This is a genomic window from Mycobacterium sp. ELW1 (assembly GCF_008329905.1).
GTDB lineage: Bacteria > Actinomycetota > Actinomycetes > Mycobacteriales > Mycobacteriaceae > Mycobacterium.
Genome location: NZ_CP032155.1, coordinates 2,617,679 through 2,634,508 on the forward strand (window position 1 = coordinate 2,617,679; position 16,830 = coordinate 2,634,508).

The 16,830-nt window shown below is 66.6% G+C and carries 11 protein-coding genes; 5 read left to right on the top strand and 6 right to left on the bottom strand.

The genetic code is table 11. From position 1 onward, the window contains the following. Positions 1-12 precede the first annotated feature (12 nt). From D3H54_RS12200 to D3H54_RS12210, 3 genes are all read left to right on the top strand, one after another. A complete protein-coding gene (locus D3H54_RS12200) occupies positions 13-774 on the top strand; it encodes a 3'(2'),5'-bisphosphate nucleotidase CysQ (RefSeq protein WP_149379258.1) in 762 nt (253 codons plus the stop codon). 99 nt (positions 775-873) lie between these two features. Continuing rightward, positions 874-2,112, top strand: a complete 1,239-nt coding sequence (mshC, locus tag D3H54_RS12205; protein WP_149379259.1) for a cysteine--1-D-myo-inosityl 2-amino-2-deoxy-alpha-D-glucopyranoside ligase — start codon at positions 874-876, stop codon at positions 2,110-2,112. A gap of 16 nt (positions 2,113-2,128) precedes the next feature. Beyond that, on the top strand, positions 2,129-3,004 hold the full coding sequence (locus D3H54_RS12210; protein WP_149379260.1) for an SDR family oxidoreductase: 876 nt from the start codon (positions 2,129-2,131) through the stop codon (positions 3,002-3,004). A gap of 4 nt (positions 3,005-3,008) precedes the next feature. Here D3H54_RS12210 and D3H54_RS12215 read toward each other — a convergent pair whose 3' ends face one another. Together D3H54_RS12215 and D3H54_RS12220 are read right to left on the bottom strand one after the other, a co-directional pair. Beyond that, the gene (locus D3H54_RS12215) at positions 3,009-4,112 is read right to left on the bottom strand and encodes an acyl-CoA dehydrogenase family protein (RefSeq protein ID WP_149379261.1); all 1,104 of its coding nucleotides are present in this window, start codon (positions 4,110-4,112) and stop codon (positions 3,009-3,011) included. Positions 4,113-4,136: 24 nt separating this feature from the next. Continuing rightward, positions 4,137-5,312, bottom strand: a complete 1,176-nt coding sequence (locus tag D3H54_RS12220) for an acyl-CoA dehydrogenase family protein (protein ID WP_102809019.1) — start codon at positions 5,310-5,312, stop codon at positions 4,137-4,139. A gap of 137 nt (positions 5,313-5,449) precedes the next feature. Between D3H54_RS12220 and D3H54_RS12225 the strand changes: the two genes are divergently transcribed. Next, positions 5,450-6,730, top strand: coding sequence for an HNH endonuclease signature motif containing protein (locus D3H54_RS12225; protein WP_149379262.1), 1,281 nt, complete (start codon positions 5,450-5,452; stop codon positions 6,728-6,730). Between the two features lies 1 nt (position 6,731). Here D3H54_RS12225 and D3H54_RS12230 read toward each other — a convergent pair whose 3' ends face one another. Continuing rightward, positions 6,732-7,622, bottom strand: coding sequence for a PAC2 family protein (locus D3H54_RS12230; RefSeq protein WP_149379263.1), 891 nt, complete (start codon positions 7,620-7,622; stop codon positions 6,732-6,734). A 305-nt stretch (positions 7,623-7,927) separates the two neighbouring features. Here D3H54_RS12230 and metH point away from each other — a divergent pair, with 305 nt between their 5' ends. Continuing rightward, positions 7,928-11,689, top strand: coding sequence for a methionine synthase (gene metH / locus D3H54_RS12235; RefSeq protein WP_149379264.1), 3,762 nt, complete (start codon positions 7,928-7,930; stop codon positions 11,687-11,689). 14 nt (positions 11,690-11,703) lie between these two features. Here the strand turns inward: metH and D3H54_RS12240 are convergent, their stop codons facing one another. From D3H54_RS12240 to gnd, 3 genes are read right to left on the bottom strand one after another with little or no spacing between them, the layout of a single operon-like run. Beyond that, the gene (locus tag D3H54_RS12240; protein ID WP_149379265.1) at positions 11,704-14,367 is read right to left on the bottom strand and encodes an MGH1-like glycoside hydrolase domain-containing protein; all 2,664 of its coding nucleotides are present in this window, start codon (positions 14,365-14,367) and stop codon (positions 11,704-11,706) included. Then, a complete protein-coding gene (zwf, locus tag D3H54_RS12245; RefSeq protein WP_149379266.1) occupies positions 14,364-15,758 on the bottom strand; it encodes a glucose-6-phosphate dehydrogenase in 1,395 nt (464 codons plus the stop codon). Before zwf ends, D3H54_RS12240 begins: the two co-directional genes overlap by 4 nt. Continuing rightward, positions 15,758-16,771 carry a phosphogluconate dehydrogenase (NAD(+)-dependent, decarboxylating) gene (gnd, locus tag D3H54_RS12250; RefSeq protein WP_149379267.1) on the bottom strand — a complete coding sequence of 338 codons (1,014 nt, stop codon included), beginning with the start codon at positions 16,769-16,771 and terminating at the stop codon, positions 15,758-15,760. Before gnd ends, zwf begins: the two co-directional genes overlap by 1 nt. Positions 16,772-16,830 lie beyond the last annotated feature (59 nt).

A 16,830-nucleotide genomic window follows, 5' to 3' on the forward strand; every position in this document is an offset into this window, starting at 1 on the left:
GATACTGACTGAATGAGCATGACCGACGCGGCGCTGGCCGCCGACCTCGCCGAGGAGGCGGGCCGGCTGTTGCTGTCGGTGCGTGACGAGGTCGGTTTCGACTTCCCGCCCGCGCTCGGTGATGCCGGCGACGTGCGTGCCAACGCCCTGATTCTGCGCCGGCTGCGCGCCGAGCGTCCCGGTGACGCCGTGCTCTCCGAAGAGGCCTACGACGATCTCAAGCGGCTCCAGGCCGACCGGGTGTGGATCATCGACCCGCTCGACGGCACCCGCGAATTCTCCATGCCCCGCCGGACCGACTGGGCCGTGCACGTCGCCCTCTGGCAGCGGACCGGCGGACCGGACGGCACCATCACCGACGCCGCCGTCGCGCTGCCTGCGATGGGCGAGGTGCACCGCTCGGACACCGTGACCGCTCCGCCGCCGCCACCACCCGGCCCGATTCGCATCACCGCGAGCTCCAACCGACCGCCCGCGGTGCTGTGGCGCCTGCGGGACCGGCTCGACATCGAGTTCCTGCGGATCGGATCGGCCGGCGCCAAGGCGATGGCGGTGGTGCGCGGCGACGCCGACGCCTACATCCACGCCGGTGGTCAGTGGGAGTGGGACTCGGCCGCGCCCGCCGGGGTGGTGCAGGCCGCCGGTCTGCATGCCACCCGGATCGACGGGTCGCCGCTGCGCTACAACCGGCCGGACCCGTACCTGCCTGATCTGCTGATGTGCCGGGCCGACGTCGCCGACCTCCTGCTCGACGCCATGTGGCTGGCCAGTTAGGGAATGGATTGCGCCGTCCCGTTGTCACTGTCTGGCGAGAGTCCGGACACCACACCACTTGAGAGCGCCGTGAACAGCGAACCCCTTAGAGTCGAGGCCATGCAGTCCTGGTCGGCCGTCGACATCCCGCAGCTGCCCGGCCGTGGGCCGGCCTTGCGGTTGTATGACACCGCCGATCGCCAGGTCCGTCCGACGTCGCCGGGGGAGACCGCGACGATGTACGTCTGCGGCATCACGCCCTACGACGCGACGCATCTGGGTCACGCCGCGACCTATCTGACGTTCGATCTGGTGTACCGGGTCTGGCTGGACAGCGGCCATCAGGTCCATTACGTGCAGAACATCACCGACGTCGACGACCCGCTATTCGAACGGGCCAATCGCGACGGCGTGGACTGGCGGGACCTGGGCGCACGGGAGATTCAGTTGTTCCGCGAGGACATGGCCGCGCTGCGGGTACTGCCGCCGCGTGACTATGTCGCCGCCACCGACGCGATCGGCGAAGTGGTCGAGTTGGTGGAGAAGATGCTGGCCTCCGGGGCGGCCTATGTGGTCGACGACGACGAGTTCCCGGACATCTATTACCGCGCCGACGCCACCACCCAGTTCGGTTATGAATCGGGCTACGACCGCGACACGATGATGCGGTTGTTCGCCGAACGCGGCGGCGACCCGGATCGGGCGGGCAAAGCCGACCCGCTCGACGCACTGCTGTGGCGGGCGGCCCGCCCGGACGAGCCGAGCTGGCCCGCCCCGTTCGGTTCCGGCCGCCCGGGCTGGCACGTGGAGTGTTCGGCGATTGCGCTGAGCCGCATCGGTTTTGGCTTTGACGTGCAGGGTGGCGGCAGTGACCTGATCTTCCCGCATCACGAGTTCTCCGCCGCGCACGGCGAATGTGTGATCGGGGAGCGCCGGTTCGCCCGGCACTATGTGCACGCGGGGATGATCGGCTGGGACGGGCACAAGATGTCCAAGAGCCGCGGCAATCTGGTGCTGGTGTCCCGGTTGCGCGAGCAGGGTGTGGACCCGGCGGCCATCCGGTTGGGCCTGCTTGCGGGGCACTATCGCAGCGACCGGTCGTGGAGCGACGCGGTGCTCGACGACGCCAACAGCCGCCTTCATCGGTGGCGCTCGGCCGCCGCGTTGCCGGCAGGACCGGACGCCGCCGACGTCATCGGACGGGTGCGGCAGTACCTGGCTGACGACCTCGACACGCCCAAAGCGCTTGCCGCCGTTGATGGTTGGGTCACCGACGCCTTGGAGTACGGTGGCCACGACGCCACCGCGCCCGCCGCGGTGGCGGCCGCGGTCGACGCTCTACTGGGCGTGCCGCTGTAGGTGTATTTTGACGGCCATGAGTTCCGTCAACGGCAAGGTCGTGTTCATCACCGGAGCTGCCCGCGGGGTCGGCGCCGACGTGGCGCGCCGGTTGCGGCGCAAGAACGCCGTACTCGTCCTGACCGACATCGATGCCGAGCCGCTGGCCGAGTTGGCCGCTGAACTCGGCGAGGATCAGGTGTTGACCGGTGTTGCCGATGTGCGCGACCTCGCTGCCATGCAGGCGGTGGCCGAGCGGGCGGTCGAGCGGTTCGGCGGCATCGACGTCGTGGTCGCCAACGCCGGTATCGCGACGTATGGCTCAGTGCTGCAGGTCGATCCGGAGGCCGTCAAGCGTCTGCTCGACATCAACGTGCTGGGCGCCTTCCACACCGTGCGGGCCACCCTGCCGTCGATCATCGAGCGTCGCGGCTACGTGCTGATCGTCTCGTCGTTCGCGGCCTACGCCGCGTCGCCGGGGCTGGTGCCGTATCACGCGGCCAAGGCCGGGGTCGAACACTTCGCCAACGCCCTGCGACTCGAGGTGGCCCATCAGGGCGTCGACGTCGGCTCCGCGCACATGTCGTGGATCGACACCCCGATGGTGCAGGACGCCAAGAACGATCTCGCCAGTTTCACCGAAATGCTCGCCCGGGTGCCCACACCGCTGGGCAACACCACAAGCGTCGACAAGTGCGGACAGGCGTTCGTCAAAGGAATCGAGGGGCGCAAGCGCCAGATCAACGTGCCCGGCTGGGTCGGCGCGTTCCGCTGGCTCAAGCCGCTGTTGTCGACGCGGTTGGGGGAGCGGCCGATCGCGGCGCTGGTCCCCAGCATCCTGCCCAAGATGGATGCCGAGGTGGCCGCGCTCGGCCGCTCCACCAGCTCCCGGTTGGAAGAGCTGGAGACTTAGATTCCTACAGCGCGACGGCCCCGTAGTTGCCCACCTGCGAGCTGAGGAATCGCAGCTGATCGGTCGCCGACCCGAGGGTCTGGTCGATGGCGGTGAGCCGGGCGGCGTAGTGGGCCACCGGGTATTCGGCGGTCACGCCGATACCGCCGTGCATCTGGATCGACTCCTGCAGGATGTGCTTGCCCGACTTCCCGATCTGCAGCTTGGCCCGGGCCGCGACCACGGGATCCAGCCGGCCGTCGCTGATGCACATCGCCGCGTAGTAGTTCATGCTGCGGGCCAGTTCGAGCGAAACGTACATGTCGGCAGCGCGCTGGGTGAGCGTCTGGAACGTCTTGAGCGGCACGCCGAACTGCTTGCGCGCGTTCAGGTACTCCGTGGTCAGCCGCAGCGATTCATCCATGGCGCCAACAGCTTCGGCGCACAGGGCCGAGGAGTAGCGGATCAGCATTGCGTGGATGCGTTCGCTCACGTCGCCGCCGTCGCCGAGCGGCTGCGCCGGGGCGTCGGTGAAGTCGATCTCGGCGCCGCGCTGCCCGTCGAAGGTCCGGTAGCCGCGGCGGGTGGTTGCCGCGGCGTCGACGAGGAACGCGCCGATGCCACCGTCGGGCAGGGCCGCGGTGACGACCAGCGCATCGGCGCTGTCACCGGCAAGCACCGGGTTCTTGCGGCCGGTGATGGTCCAGGAGTCACCCGTTTTAGTTGCGCGCGTGGACAATTCGTCGAGTCCGCGCAGTCCCTTCTCGGTGTGGGCCAGCGCCAGCAGCCGCTCACCGGCGGCGACGTCGTCAAGCTGAGCGCGCTGAGAGTCGCTGCCCAGTTCGGCGATCAGGCCACCCGGGATCAGTGCGGCCGCGGCGACCGGCTCGGGTGCCAGACGGCGTCCGAGTTCGGTCATCACGACGATGATCTCGATCTGGCCGGATTCTTCCGGCTCGAAACCCAGTCCGAGGATGCCGATCTCGGCCAGCTGGCGCCACACGTCGCGGCTCCAGCCGAGCTCGGAGTCGACGGTCTTGTTGCGGGTCTCGATGTCGTAGGTGCGGGAGAACACCTCGCGAGCGGTGTCGCGGAGCAGTTCTTGTTCGTCGGTCAGGTCAAAGTTCATGGCCGGCCCTCTCCGTTGTTCATGTCACAGTCCCAGGATCGTCGAGGAGATGATGGTGCGCTGGACCTCGTTGCTTCCGCCGTAGATCGAGGTCTTGCGGTAGTTCAGATACTTCGGCGCGGCGTGCTGCGCCCACAGCGGAGATTCGATGTCGGCGCCGCCGTCGAACGGCAGCGCATCCGGTCCGGCGACCTCCACGGCCAACTCGGTGACCGCCTGCTGCAACTGGCTGCCGCGCAGCTTCAGGATCGACGAGGCCGGGTTCGGCTTGCCGGTGCCCTCGTCGCCGCTGACCCGCAGCTGCGTGAGTTCCAGTGCCAGCAGCTCGTTTTCGATCTCGGCGACCTTGGCGGCGAACAGCGGATCGTCGAGCAGGCTGCCCGCGCCGACCTTGGTCTGCGCGGCGTTCTCCTTGACGTCGGCGAGCCACAGCTTGGTGGTGCCGATCCGCGCGATGCCGGTGCGCTCGTTGGACAGCAGGAACTTGGCGTAGCTCCAGCCCTGGTTCTCCTCGCCGACAAGCTGATTGGCGGGCACCCGGACGTCTTCGAAGAACACCTCGTTGACCTCGTAGCTGCCGTCGATCAGCTTGATCGGTCGCAGCGTGATGCCCGGGGTGTTCATCTCGACGAGGATGAAGGAGATGCCGGCCTGCTTCTTCGGAGCATCCGGGTTGGTGCGGGCCAGCACGAAGATCCAGTCGGCGTACTGGCCGAGGGTCGTCCAGGTCTTCTGGCCGTTGATGACGTAGTCGTCGCCGTCGCGCACCGCGACGGTCCGCAGCCCGGCCAGGTCGGAGCCGGCCTCGGGCTCGGAAAAGCCCTGGCACCACCAGATGTCGAGGTTCGCCGTCGGCGGCAGGAAGCGTTCCTTGATCTCCTGTGAGCCGAAGTGCGCGATCACCGGTCCGACCATGCTGGCGTTGAAGGCCAGCGGCTCGGGGACGCATGCCATGCGCATCTCGTCGGCCCAGATCTGGCGCTGCAGCGGGGTCCAGTCCTTACCGCCCCACTCCACCGGCCAGTTGGGCACACCCAACCCGGCCTTGTTGAGGATCCGCTGCGTGGTGATCGCGTCGTCGGGGAAGTTCAGGCTGTCGGTGCGGGCCCGTTCGCGGATGTCGGCGGGGACCTGGGTGGTGAAGAACTCGCGGAGTTCGTCGCGGAACTTTGCGTCCTCGTCACTGAGTGCCAGCTTCACGAGCGCAACCTCGATTCTTGTTACTCGGCAGTATCTATTGCTCGATCCATTGCACGGTAGCGCAGCCCGACCAACTGGTCGGCAGGACCACCCCCGACTGATCCATTCTTGTCAGTGCCTGGTCATACAATTCGAACATGCGTTCGATAGATGCGGCGTTGGATGCGCTGGAGACCGCTATCGAGTTGTTGGGCGCGGCCGACATCGAGGAGCTGCGTGTATCGGAGCGGTTCGCTCCTCTGGCACGGCTGGAGGCCGCGATTCGGCGCCAGGTCGCGATCTCGCACGAGCAGGTGACGCACCTGGAGCGCTATGAGGGGTGTCCGCCGGTGCCGGTCGTGTTGGCCGACGTGTTGCGGATCAGCCGCTCGGCGGCCAAGCGTCGGGTCCGTGATGCCGAACAGTTGGCGCCGCGTCGGTCGTTGACCGGTGAGCAGTTGCCGCCGCTGTTGCCTGCGACGGGCACAGCCTGGAATGCCGGGGTTCTCGACGGGGAGCATGTCCGGGTCATCCAGAAGTTCTTCCGCGAGCTACCCGATCATGTCGGGCCGGTGGAGATCGAGAAGGCCGAACGCACCCTGGCCGAGCACGCCCAGACCATGCGGCCCGATCAGCTGGAGAAGATCGCCGACCGGCTGGCCATCCACCTCAACCCCGATGGGAAGTACTCCGAGGAGGATCGGGCCCGCAAGCGCGGGTTCGTGTGGTGCGGCGGGCAGCGGGCCGACGGGATGAGTGTGGGCAAGTTGGTGGCCGATCCGCAGTTGCGGTCGATGCTGGAGGCGTGGTTCGCCAAATTCGCCGCACCCGAACCCGACGATCTGCGTAGCCACAGCCAACGCCAACACGACGCGCTGACCACTCTGGTGCAGAGCAGGCTGGGCGATCCGAAACTGGGCCAGCACAACGGACTTCCGGTCACCGTCATCGTCACCACGACCCTGCAGGACTTGCAGGCCGGTGCCGGTCACGCGGTCACCGCGGGCGGAACCCTGCTGCCGATGACGGATCTGATCCGGATGGCCACCCCGGCCCACCACTACCTGGCGGTCTTCGACGGCGTGACCGGCCAATCACTCTGGCTGGGCCGATCCAAACGACTGGCCTCAGCCGATCAGCGCATCATGTTGTTGGCCAAATACCGTGGCTGCACCGCACCCGGATGCACCGTCAACGGCTACAACAGCCACGTCCACCACGCGGCCAAAGACTGGAAACACGGCGGCACCACCGACATCGACGACATGACCCTCGCCTGCAAATGCGACAACCTGCTGGTCGAAAACCACGGCTGGACCACCCGCCAACTCCCCGACGGACACACCGAATGGATCCCACCGCCGAACGTGCCACTACGCGGCGGAACCAACGACTACCACCACCCCGAGCGACTGCTCGGTGAGGAGGACGACCCCTGAGTTACCCGCGGAAGCCCGGGCCCCGCCGGCGCAGGTACCGCTCGAACTCGGCGGCCAGCTGATCGCCGTCGACTTTCGACAGCGCCTCGTTGACGTCGACCTCGGCGTCACCGCGCTGTTCCAGGGAGGCCACGTACTCGGCGATCTCCTCGTCCTCGGCGGTCATCTCGGTGACGGCCTGCTCCCACTCCTCGGCCTGCGCGGGCAGGTCGCCCAACGGCACCTCGATGTCGAGCACATCCTCCACGCGGCGCAGCAGCGCGACGGTTGCCTTCGGATTGGGTGGTTGCGACACGTAATGCGGCACCGCGGCCCAGAACGTCACCGCCGGGATACCGGCCGCCACGCAGGCGTCCTGGAACACACCGGCGATCCCGGTCGGGCCTTCGTAGCGGGTTTCCTCGAGGCCGAAGAACTTCGCGGATTCGGGCGAGTAGGCCGCTCCGGACACCGGGACCGGCCGGGTATGCGGGGTGTCGGCCAGCAGCGCTCCGAGGATCACCACGGTGTCCACGTTCAGCTTGTCGGCGATCGCGAGCAACTCGGCGCAGAACGTGCGCCACCGCATGTTGGGTTCCACACCGTGCATGAGCACGATGTCGCGGTCCGAACCGGGCGGCCGGCAGTGGGAGATCTGCATCGACGGCCACACCAGCTCACGGGTCACGCCGTCCACCTGCCGGATCACCGGACGATTCACCTGGTAGTCGAAATACGCCTCGTCGTCGATCTCCACGATCGTGTCGGCCTCCCAGATGGCGTCCAGGTGCTCGAGCGCGTCGCTGGCGGCGTCGCCCGCGTCGTTCCAGCCCTCGAAAGCCGCGACGATGATCGTGTTCTGCAATTCGGGCAGATCCGGGCCTTTCGCGCCGCTGAAATTCGACGGGGTCACAACTTCAGCCTAAGGGTTGCTCGGCTTCGATGAGCCTTCTCGGACCGACTACCCTGGTGTCGTGGCGTGTGCTAGTAGGCGCGTCACAGGCATGTGGTTGCGAGCCCGGGCGTCCTCGGCGCGAAATACGTTCGGCTGCAATCTGGTTAACCCGACGGGTTAGGCGTCCAGAAGTCGATTGCAAGACGACGTAGACTTTTCTGGTCGAGAGGCGTTGCAACGGCTACCTCAGGGGCCCGGTTCCCCCGGGTGGCCGCCACGCTCGGCAGAGTCAAGGACGCCTTCCGTCATGGAAGGACACGTACGTGACTGCTCAGGTGGGCTCCGCAGCGTCGACCGGCTTCACGCCGGACATCCGCCCGGACTGCACTGACGCGTTGGCGGCTACCTTGCGCCAGCGGATCATGGTGATCGACGGTGCGATGGGCACGGCCATTCAGCGCGACCGGCCCGATGAGGCCGGCTATCGCGGCGAGCGGTTCAAAGACTGGCCGAGCGACCTGGTCGGCAACAACGACCTGCTCACCCTGACCCAGCCGCACATCATCGAGGGCATCCACCGCGAATATCTCGACGCGGGCGCCGACATCCTGGAGACCAACACGTTCAACGCGAACGCGGTCTCGCTGTCCGACTACGGCATGGCTGAGCTGGGCTACGAGCTGAACTATGCCGGCGCTGCGCTGGCCCGCAAGGCCTGCGACGAGTTCAGCACGCCCGACAAGCCCCGCTACGTCGCGGGGGCGCTGGGCCCGACGACCCGCACCGCGTCGATCTCCCCGGACGTCAACGACCCCGGCGCCCGCAACGTCTCCTACGACCAGCTGGTCGCCGCCTACCTCGACGCCGCCAACGGGCTGGTCGACGGTGGTGCCGACCTGCTGATCGTCGAGACCATTTTCGACACGCTGAACGCCAAGGCCGCGATCTTCGCCATCGAGACGCTGTTCGAGGAGCGCGGCCGCCGCTGGCCGGTGATCATCTCGGGCACCATCACCGACGCGTCCGGGCGCACGTTGTCCGGTCAGGTCACCGAGGCGTTCTGGAACTCGATCCGGCATGCGAAGCCACTGGCGGTGGGTCTCAACTGCGCCCTCGGCGCACCCGAGATGCGGCCGTATCTCGCCGAGATCTCCCGCATCGCGGACACCTTCGTCTCCTGCTATCCGAATGCCGGACTGCCCAACGCCTTCGGTGAGTACGACGAGTCCCCGAAGCGTCAGGCCGGATACGTCGAAGAATTCGCCGACGCCGGTCTGGTCAACATGGTCGGCGGCTGCTGCGGAACGACACCGGCGCACATCGCCGAGATCGCCAAGGTCGTCGAAGGCAAGACGCCCCGCGAGGTGCCGCACATCGATGTGGCCACCCGGCTCGCCGGGCTGGAACCGCTCAACATCACCGACGAGTCGCTGTTCGTCAACATCGGTGAGCGCACCAACATCACCGGCTCGGCCCGGTTCCGCAACCTGATCAAGGCTGAGGACTACGACACCGCGTTGTCGGTCGCCCTGCAGCAGGTCGAGGTCGGCGCGCAGGTCATCGACATCAACATGGACGAGGGCATGATCGACGGCGTCGCCGCGATGGATCGGTTCACCAAGCTGATCGCCGCCGAGCCCGACATCAGCCGCGTTCCGGTGATGATCGACTCCTCCAAGTGGGAGGTCATCGAGGCGGGCCTGAAGAACGTGCAGGGCAAGCCGATCGTCAACTCGATCTCCATGAAGGAGGGCGAGGAGAAGTTCGTGCGCGAGGCCCGGCTGTGCCGCAAGTACGGTGCCGCCGTGGTGGTGATGGCCTTCGACGAACAGGGCCAGGCCGACAACCTGGAGCGCCGCAAGGAGATCTGCGGGCGTGCTTACCGGGTGCTGACCGAAGAGGTCGGATTCCCGGCCGAGGACATCATCTTCGACCCGAACTGCTTCGCCCTGGCGACCGGCATCGAAGAGCACGCGACCTACGGGATCGACTTCATCGAGGCGTGCGCCTGGATCAAGGAGAACCTCCCGGGCGTGCACATCTCCGGCGGCATCTCGAACGTGTCGTTCTCGTTCCGGGGCAACAATCCCGTCCGCGAGGCGATCCACTCGGTGTTCCTGTTCCACGCCATCAAGGCCGGCCTGGACATGGGCATCGTCAACGCCGGTGCGCTGGTGCCTTACGACTCGATCGACCCCGAGTTGCGCGACCGCATCGAGGACGTCGTGCTGAATCGCCGCGAGGATGCGGCCGAACGTCTCCTTGAGATCGCCGAACGGTTCAACAGCTCGGAGAAGGGCGAAGATCCGGCGGCAGCCGAATGGCGATCGCTGCCGGTCCGCGAACGGATAGCGCACGCTCTGGTGAAGGGCATCGACGCGCACGTCGACGCCGACACCGAGGAATTGCGGGCCGACATCGCCGCCGCCGGTGGTCGCCCGATCGAGGTGATCGAGGGCCCGCTGATGGACGGTATGAACGTCGTCGGTGACCTGTTCGGCTCCGGCAAGATGTTCCTGCCCCAGGTGGTGAAATCGGCCCGCGTGATGAAGAAGGCAGTCGCCTACCTGCTGCCGTTCATCGAGGAGGAGAAAGTCAGCTCCGGCGCTGCGGCCGGCAAGGACACCAACGGCACGATCATCATGGCGACGGTCAAGGGCGACGTCCACGACATCGGCAAGAATATCGTCGGGGTTGTGTTGCAGTGCAACAACTTCGAAGTGATCGACCTCGGTGTCATGGTTCCGGCGAGCAAGATCCTGGACGCCGCCAAGGAGCACGACGCCGACATCATCGGGCTGTCCGGTCTGATCACGCCGTCACTGGACGAGATGGCCAACTTCGCCGTCGAAATGGAACGCCAGGGTCTGCAGATCCCGCTGCTGATCGGTGGCGCGACGACCTCACGCGCCCATACCGCCGTGAAGATCTCGCCGCGTCGCAGCGGCCCGGTGGTCTGGGTCAAGGACGCCTCCCGCTCGGTGCCCGTCGCCGCCGCGCTGCTGGACGACAAGCAGCGGCCGGCCCTGCTGGAGGCCACCGAGAAGGACTACGCATCCCTGCGAGAACGCCACGCGCAGAAGAACGAGCGGCCGATGCTCACGCTGGAGAAGGCCCGCGCCAACCGGACGCCGATCGAGTGGGACGGCTATACACCGCCGGTACCCGCCCAGGGCCTCGGCGTGCGGGAGTTTCTCGACTACGACGTCGCCGAGCTGCGCGAGTTCATCGACTGGCAGCCGTTTTTCAACGCCTGGGAGATGAAGGGCCGATTCCCCGACATCCTGAACAACCCGGCTTCCGGTGAGGCTGCCCGCAAGCTGTACGACGACGCCCAGCAGATGCTCGACACCGCGATCAAGGAGAAGTGGCTGACCGCCAACGGCGTGATCGGCTTCTTCCCGGCGAACGCCGTCGGCGACGACATCGAGGTCTACACCGACGAGAGCCGCAGCCAGGTGCGCACCACCTTGCGCAACCTGCGACAGCAGGGCGAGCACCGCGACGGCATCCCGAACCGGAGCCTCGGCGATTTCGTCGCCCCCAAAGAAACGGGTCTCCGGGACTACGTCGGAGCCTTTGCCGTCACAACGGGTCTCGGCATCCAGGAGAAGATCGCGGAGTTCAAAGCCGCGATCGACGACTACAGCGCGATTCTGCTGGAGTCGATCGCAGACCGGTTGGCGGAGGCGTTCGCCGAACGCATGCATCAGCGGGTCCGCAAGGAGTTCTGGGGGTATCAGCCAGACGAGCAGCTGGACAACGACGCGCTGATCGGCGAGAAGTACGTGGGAATCCGTCCCGCACCCGGCTATCCCGCCTGCCCGGAGCACACCGAGAAGTTGACGCTCTGGGAATTGATGGACGTCAAGGAGCGCACCGGGATCGAGTTGACCGAGTCGATGGCGATGTGGCCCGGCGCCGCGGTCAGCGGCTGGTACTTCTCGCACCCGCAGTCGCAGTACTTCGTGGTCGGCCGGCTGGCCCAGGATCAGGTCGCCGACTACGCGAAGCGCAAAGGCTGGACACTACAGGAGGCCGAGCGCTGGCTGGCGCCGAACCTCGGCTACAACCCGGAGGACTGACCCGCCGGGGTCTTCTACGCCTGCCCGTTCCGGAAGTACAGGTTGCCCCGGAACTGAAGCAGCACAGCGACGGTCGCGGTCCAGCCGGTCTGGTGACTGGCGCCGAGCCCGCGACCGGTGTCGCCGTCGAAGTACTCGTGGAACGGGATCAGATCGCGCCAGTGCGGGTCGGTCTGGAAGTACTCGTTGTCGCCGAACACCGCGCGCCGGCCGTTGTCGTCGCGGACCAGAAGACCGGTGAGCTGGCGAGCCAACCGGTCGGCCACCACGTGCAGCGTCACCTCGTCGGCCGACCCGGCGGGATCGGGAACGCGGTAGGTGTCACCGAGGAACCGGGCGTAGGAGTTGAGCGCTTGGACGACAAGGAAGTTCGTGGGTAGCCAGACCGGGCCGCGCCAGTTCGAGTTCCCGCCGAACATCCGGCTGCGCGACTCGGCCGGCTGATAGTCGACGACGTAGTCGGCACCGTCGATGTGGTAGGTGTACGGGTGGTCGCGGTGATACCGCGACAGTGATCGGATTCCGTTGGGAGACAGAAACTGTTCGGGGTCCAGTAGCCGCCGCAGGATATCGGTGAGGCGGTCCTCGTGGATGACGCCGATCATCAGATGCGTGCCGTCGCCGCCGCTCATCACCAGCTTGACGTCGTCGTCGGTGTGCTCGTAGGTCTGCGCCAGCTCTTCGAGGCAGTTCCGCAGGGTCGAGGTCACCTCGGTGGCGCTGGTCGGGATGGCGATCGCGGCGAACAGCGGAACGATCGCCTGAATGGAGAACACCTCCAGCGATCTGCTTGTCCCGTCCGGCATTTCGATGACGTCGTGATAGAAGCTCGTCTCGTCGTTCCAGAAGCTGACCCGGTAGGTGCCCTTCTCCAGTGAGTTGGCCACCAGCCAGGCGTCCCACACCCACCGGCTGAACATGTCGGTGTAGCTCGGATCCGTCTGGGAGAGTTCGATCGCCATCTCCAACAGATGGAAGATCAGCGCCGCCATCCATGCGGTGCCGTCGACCTGGGCGAGCTCACCGCCGGTGGGCAACGGCTCGTCGCGGTCGAACACCCCGATGTTGTCCATACCAAGGAATCCACCGCCGAACACACCGCGGTTGGTCTCGTCCTTCTGGTTGAGCCACCACATCGCGTTGAGGGTGGCTGACCGGTACGCGGTGGCCAGGAAATCGAAATCCCCGACACCGCTGCGGAGCTGATCGAGTTGGTAGACCTGCCACGCCGCCCAGGCATGGACAGGGGGATTGGTGTCGCCGAATTTCCATTCGTAGGCCGGAATCTGGCCGTGCGGATGTTGTGCGGTGGACCCGTGCAGCACGAGTACCTGCGCCTTGGCGAACTCGGGATCGATGAGCGCCACCGCGACACAGTGAAAGGCCAAGTCCCAGGCGGCGAACCACGGGTACTCCCAGGCGTCGGGCATCAGGATGACGTCACTGACCGCGAAGTGCTGCCAGTCGTGGTTGCGCGCGCTCCAGCGTTCGCGGGGCGGTGGCGGTTGGTCCGGATCGCCCTTGAGCCAGCGCCGCACCGCGTAGTTGTAGAACTGTTTGCACCACAGCAGCCCGGCGAAGGCCTGCCGCTGGACCAGCCGTTCGTCGTCGCTCAGGTCCGGTGCCGCGACCTGGTGATAGAACTCGTCGGCCTCCCGTTTGCGGTCCGCCAGCACCGCATCGGCGTACTCGGGTGGCCGAACGGTGTCCGTGGTCGCGAAACGAACCGTGACGGTGCAGCTTTCACCGGGCTGCACGGTGGTCGAGACGATCGCGGCAGCCTTGCTGCCCGCCGCGTGGTCGACGGCGCCGGCAATGCCGTCGACCAGGTAGTCGTTGATACCGTCCTTGGTGGTGGCCGAGTCATTCGCGGAGGAGAACAGCAGGCGGTTGTTGGTCTCGTTCTCACAGAACACCAATCGCGGAGCGTCCCCGCAGGAGGTGGTGACCGTGTACCACCGGTGCCCGAGCTTGGGGTGCAAGGTGCGCGCCGCTCCGTCGCCGCAGGCGGTGATCCGCGGCCGCTCCTGGTTGGGATCCCATGACCAGGTGTTGCGGTACCACAGCTGCGGCAGTATGTGGATCTCGGCGGCGTCCGGTCCGCGGTTGGTCACCGTGATGCGGCAGTAGACGTCCTCCGGGCCGTCCTTGGCGTAGACCACCTCGACGTCGAAATAGCGCTGTTGCAGCCATTGTTCGCGCAACGCCTCGAACAGTTCGTATTCGTCGTCGTCCGGTCCGCGGTGCTGATTCGTGCGCAGCAGATCGTCGTAGGGGAAGGTGGCCTGCGGGTATTTGTAGACCAGGGACGCATAGGCGTGGGTGGGCAGGTTGTCGGTGTAGAACCAGTAGTCCTTGACGTCCTCGCCGTGATTGCCCTCCTCGTTGGCCACCCCGTAGGGCCGTTCTTTGAGGATGCGGTCGTGGCCGTTCCACAGCGCGACGCCCAGACAGATGGTCTGCTCGTCGTCACACCAGCCCGCCAGCCCGTCCTCACTCCAGCGGTAGGCCCGGCTGCGGGCGTGGTCGAACGGAAAGTACGCCCAGGCATCGCCGTCGGCGCTGTAGTCCTCTCGCACGCTGCCCCAGGCACGCTCGCTCAGGTACGTTCCCCAGCGGCGCCACGGCGCCGCCCCGGCCTCCGCCTCGTCGAGGCGGATCTGCTCGGCCGTGCTCACTGTTGCGCTGGCAGCCAGGGCTGACGCCAGGCGGGGTATCCGGCAACCAGCGCGTCGGCTCCCGGCGGTCCCCACGAGCCCGGCTGGTAGATCTCCACCGGCGGTGGTGATTCCAGCAGCGGTTCGACGATCCGCCAGGTCTCCTCCACGCCGTCTTCCCGGATGAACTGGCTCGAGTCGCCGTGCATGGCGTCTCCCAGCAGTCGCTCGTAAGGTTCTGGGGCTGCCGCCATTTCGTCGGCGAACACCAGACAGAGGTTGACGGCGCGGCTGGCGTCGACGCCGGATTCTTTGGCCTGGAGCACCAGGTCGACGCCGGGGTTGGGGTCGATTCGGAAGATCAGCTCGTTCTGCTCGTCGATCTTGGGCAGGAACGGCAGTTCCGGCGGCCGCTTGAAGATCACCCGAATCTCGGTGGCGCGCACCGGAAGAGCCTTGCCGGCCCGGATGAAGAACGGCACGCCCGACCAGCGCCAGTTGTCGATGTAGAGCTTCAGCGCGGTGAACGTCTCGGTCTGCGAATGGGGCGCGACACCGTCGATCTCGAGGTATCCGGCGTACTGGCCGCGCACATAGTGCTCGGGGTCGGCGGGACGGATGGACTTGAACAGCTCGACCCGCTTGTCCCGGAACCCGTCCGGGCCACCACTGGACGGCTCGGAGGCGATCAGCCCGATCAACTGCAGCAGATGGTTCTGCACGACGTCGCGCAATGCCCCGACCGGATCGTAGAAGTGGCCGCGATCCTCCACGCCGAAGTTCTCCGCCATTGTGATCTGCACGGCCGCGATCCGGTCGCGATTCCACAGCGGCTCGATGATCGAATTGGAGAACCGGATGTAGCGGATGTCCATCGCCGGTTCTTTGCCGAGGAAGTGGTCGATGCGATAGATCTGCCACTCCTGCAGGTGGGCGCTGAGCTGATCGTTGAGGGCCTTCGCCGACGAAAGGTCATGTCCGAACGGCTTTTCCACCACCACCCGGGCGTTGTCGGTCAGGCCGGCACCGGCGAGGCCGTCCACCACCCGCCCGAACAGCGACGGCGGTATCTCCAAATAGAAGACCGGATCGGTACGTCCCTTGATGGCCTCGGCCACCTTGCTGTAGGTCGCCGCATCGGCGAAGTCGCCGGACACCATCGACAGCCGGGCCGCGAATCGGGCGAACACCTGGTCGTCCACCGCCTCGCCGGTGGCCTCGATCGCGGCGCGGGCGTGCTCACGCAGGGTGTCGGCGGACCAGTCGTCCAGCGCGACTCCGACGATCGGGCACTCGAGCAGGCCGCGCCGCTCCAAGCGGTACAGCGACCGGAACGTCATCTTCCTGGCCAAGTCGCCGGTGATGCCGAAGATCACCAAAACATCTGCGGCAGTTCCGCTTCGAGCGGACATCACTTCTTCTCCGCGTGGCCGCCGAATTCGCTGCGCATCGCCGAGCAGATCTGGTCGGTGAACTCGCCGAGCTGGCGGGACTGGAAGCGTTCATACAGCGCGGTGGTGATGACCGGGGCGGGGATGCCTTCGTCCACCGCGGCCAGCACCGTCCACCGTCCCTCCCCGGAATCCGATACCCGCCCGGAGAACTGGTCGAGGTCGGGCGACGCGGCGAATGCGTCCGCGATCAGGTCCACCAGCCAGGATCCGACCACCGATCCGCGACGCCAGACTTCGGCGACCTCGCCGACGTTGATGTCGTACTGATAGGCCCACGGGTCGCGCAGGGGAGTGGTCTCGGCGTCGGCCTGTCGATCCACTGTGCCAGCGTTGGCGTGCTTGATGATGCTCAGCCCTTCGGCGATCGCGGCCATCATCCCGTACTCGACACCGTTGTGAACCATCTTCACGAAGTGTCCGGCGCCTACTGGGCCGCAGTGCAGGTAGCCCTCGGGGGCGGTCCCCGGAGCGTTTGCGGGCCGGCTCGGGGTGGGCTCAGCCGTGCCTACGCCCGGGGCGATGGTCTTGAAGATCGGATCGAGGCGATCGACCACGTCGGTCTCGCCGCCGATCATCAGGCAGTAGCCGCGGTCCAGCCCCCAGACTCCGCCGCTGGTGCCGCAATCGACGTAATGCAGGCCACTTTCGGCGAGCTTGTGCGCCCGGGTGATGTCGTCGCGGTAGTACGAGTTGCCGCCATCGATGACGGTGTCCCCGGATGAGAGCAGCGGGACGAGCGCGTCGAGGGTCTCCTCGACGATCGCGGCGGGCAGCATCAGCCAGATTGCGCGCGGGCCGTCGAGCTTTGCGACGAAATCCTCGAGGCTGGCCGCTCCGGTGGCGCCTTCGCCTTCCAGCTCGCTGACCGCGGCGGGGTTCACGTCATAGACGACGCACGTGTGTCCGCCCCGCATCAACCGGCGAACCAGATTCGCGCCCATACGTCCCAGACCGACCATGCCGAGTTGCATGACGCCACCCTAGTGACCCAGCGCAGCAAACTCGCCGGATTCGAAGTCACGGCCTGGTA

Bases quoted from the DNA above. Each gene is read 5' to 3' on its own strand.
- zwf (WP_149379266.1), bottom strand. From the start codon at position 15,758: ATGTCCGCTCGAAGCGGAACTGCCGCAGATGTTTTGGTGATCTTCGGC.
- D3H54_RS12200 (WP_149379258.1), top strand. From the start codon at position 13: ATGAGCATGACCGACGCGGCGCTGGCCGCCGACCTCGCCGAGGAGGCG.
- D3H54_RS12225 (WP_149379262.1), top strand. From the start codon at position 5,450: ATGCGTTCGATAGATGCGGCGTTGGATGCGCTGGAGACCGCTATCGAG.
- D3H54_RS12215 (WP_149379261.1), bottom strand. From the start codon at position 4,112: ATGAACTTTGACCTGACCGACGAACAAGAACTGCTCCGCGACACCGCT.
- gnd (WP_149379267.1), bottom strand. From the start codon at position 16,771: ATGCAACTCGGCATGGTCGGTCTGGGACGTATGGGCGCGAATCTGGTT.
- D3H54_RS12210 (WP_149379260.1), top strand. From the start codon at position 2,129: ATGAGTTCCGTCAACGGCAAGGTCGTGTTCATCACCGGAGCTGCCCGC.
- mshC (WP_149379259.1), top strand. From the start codon at position 874: ATGCAGTCCTGGTCGGCCGTCGACATCCCGCAGCTGCCCGGCCGTGGG.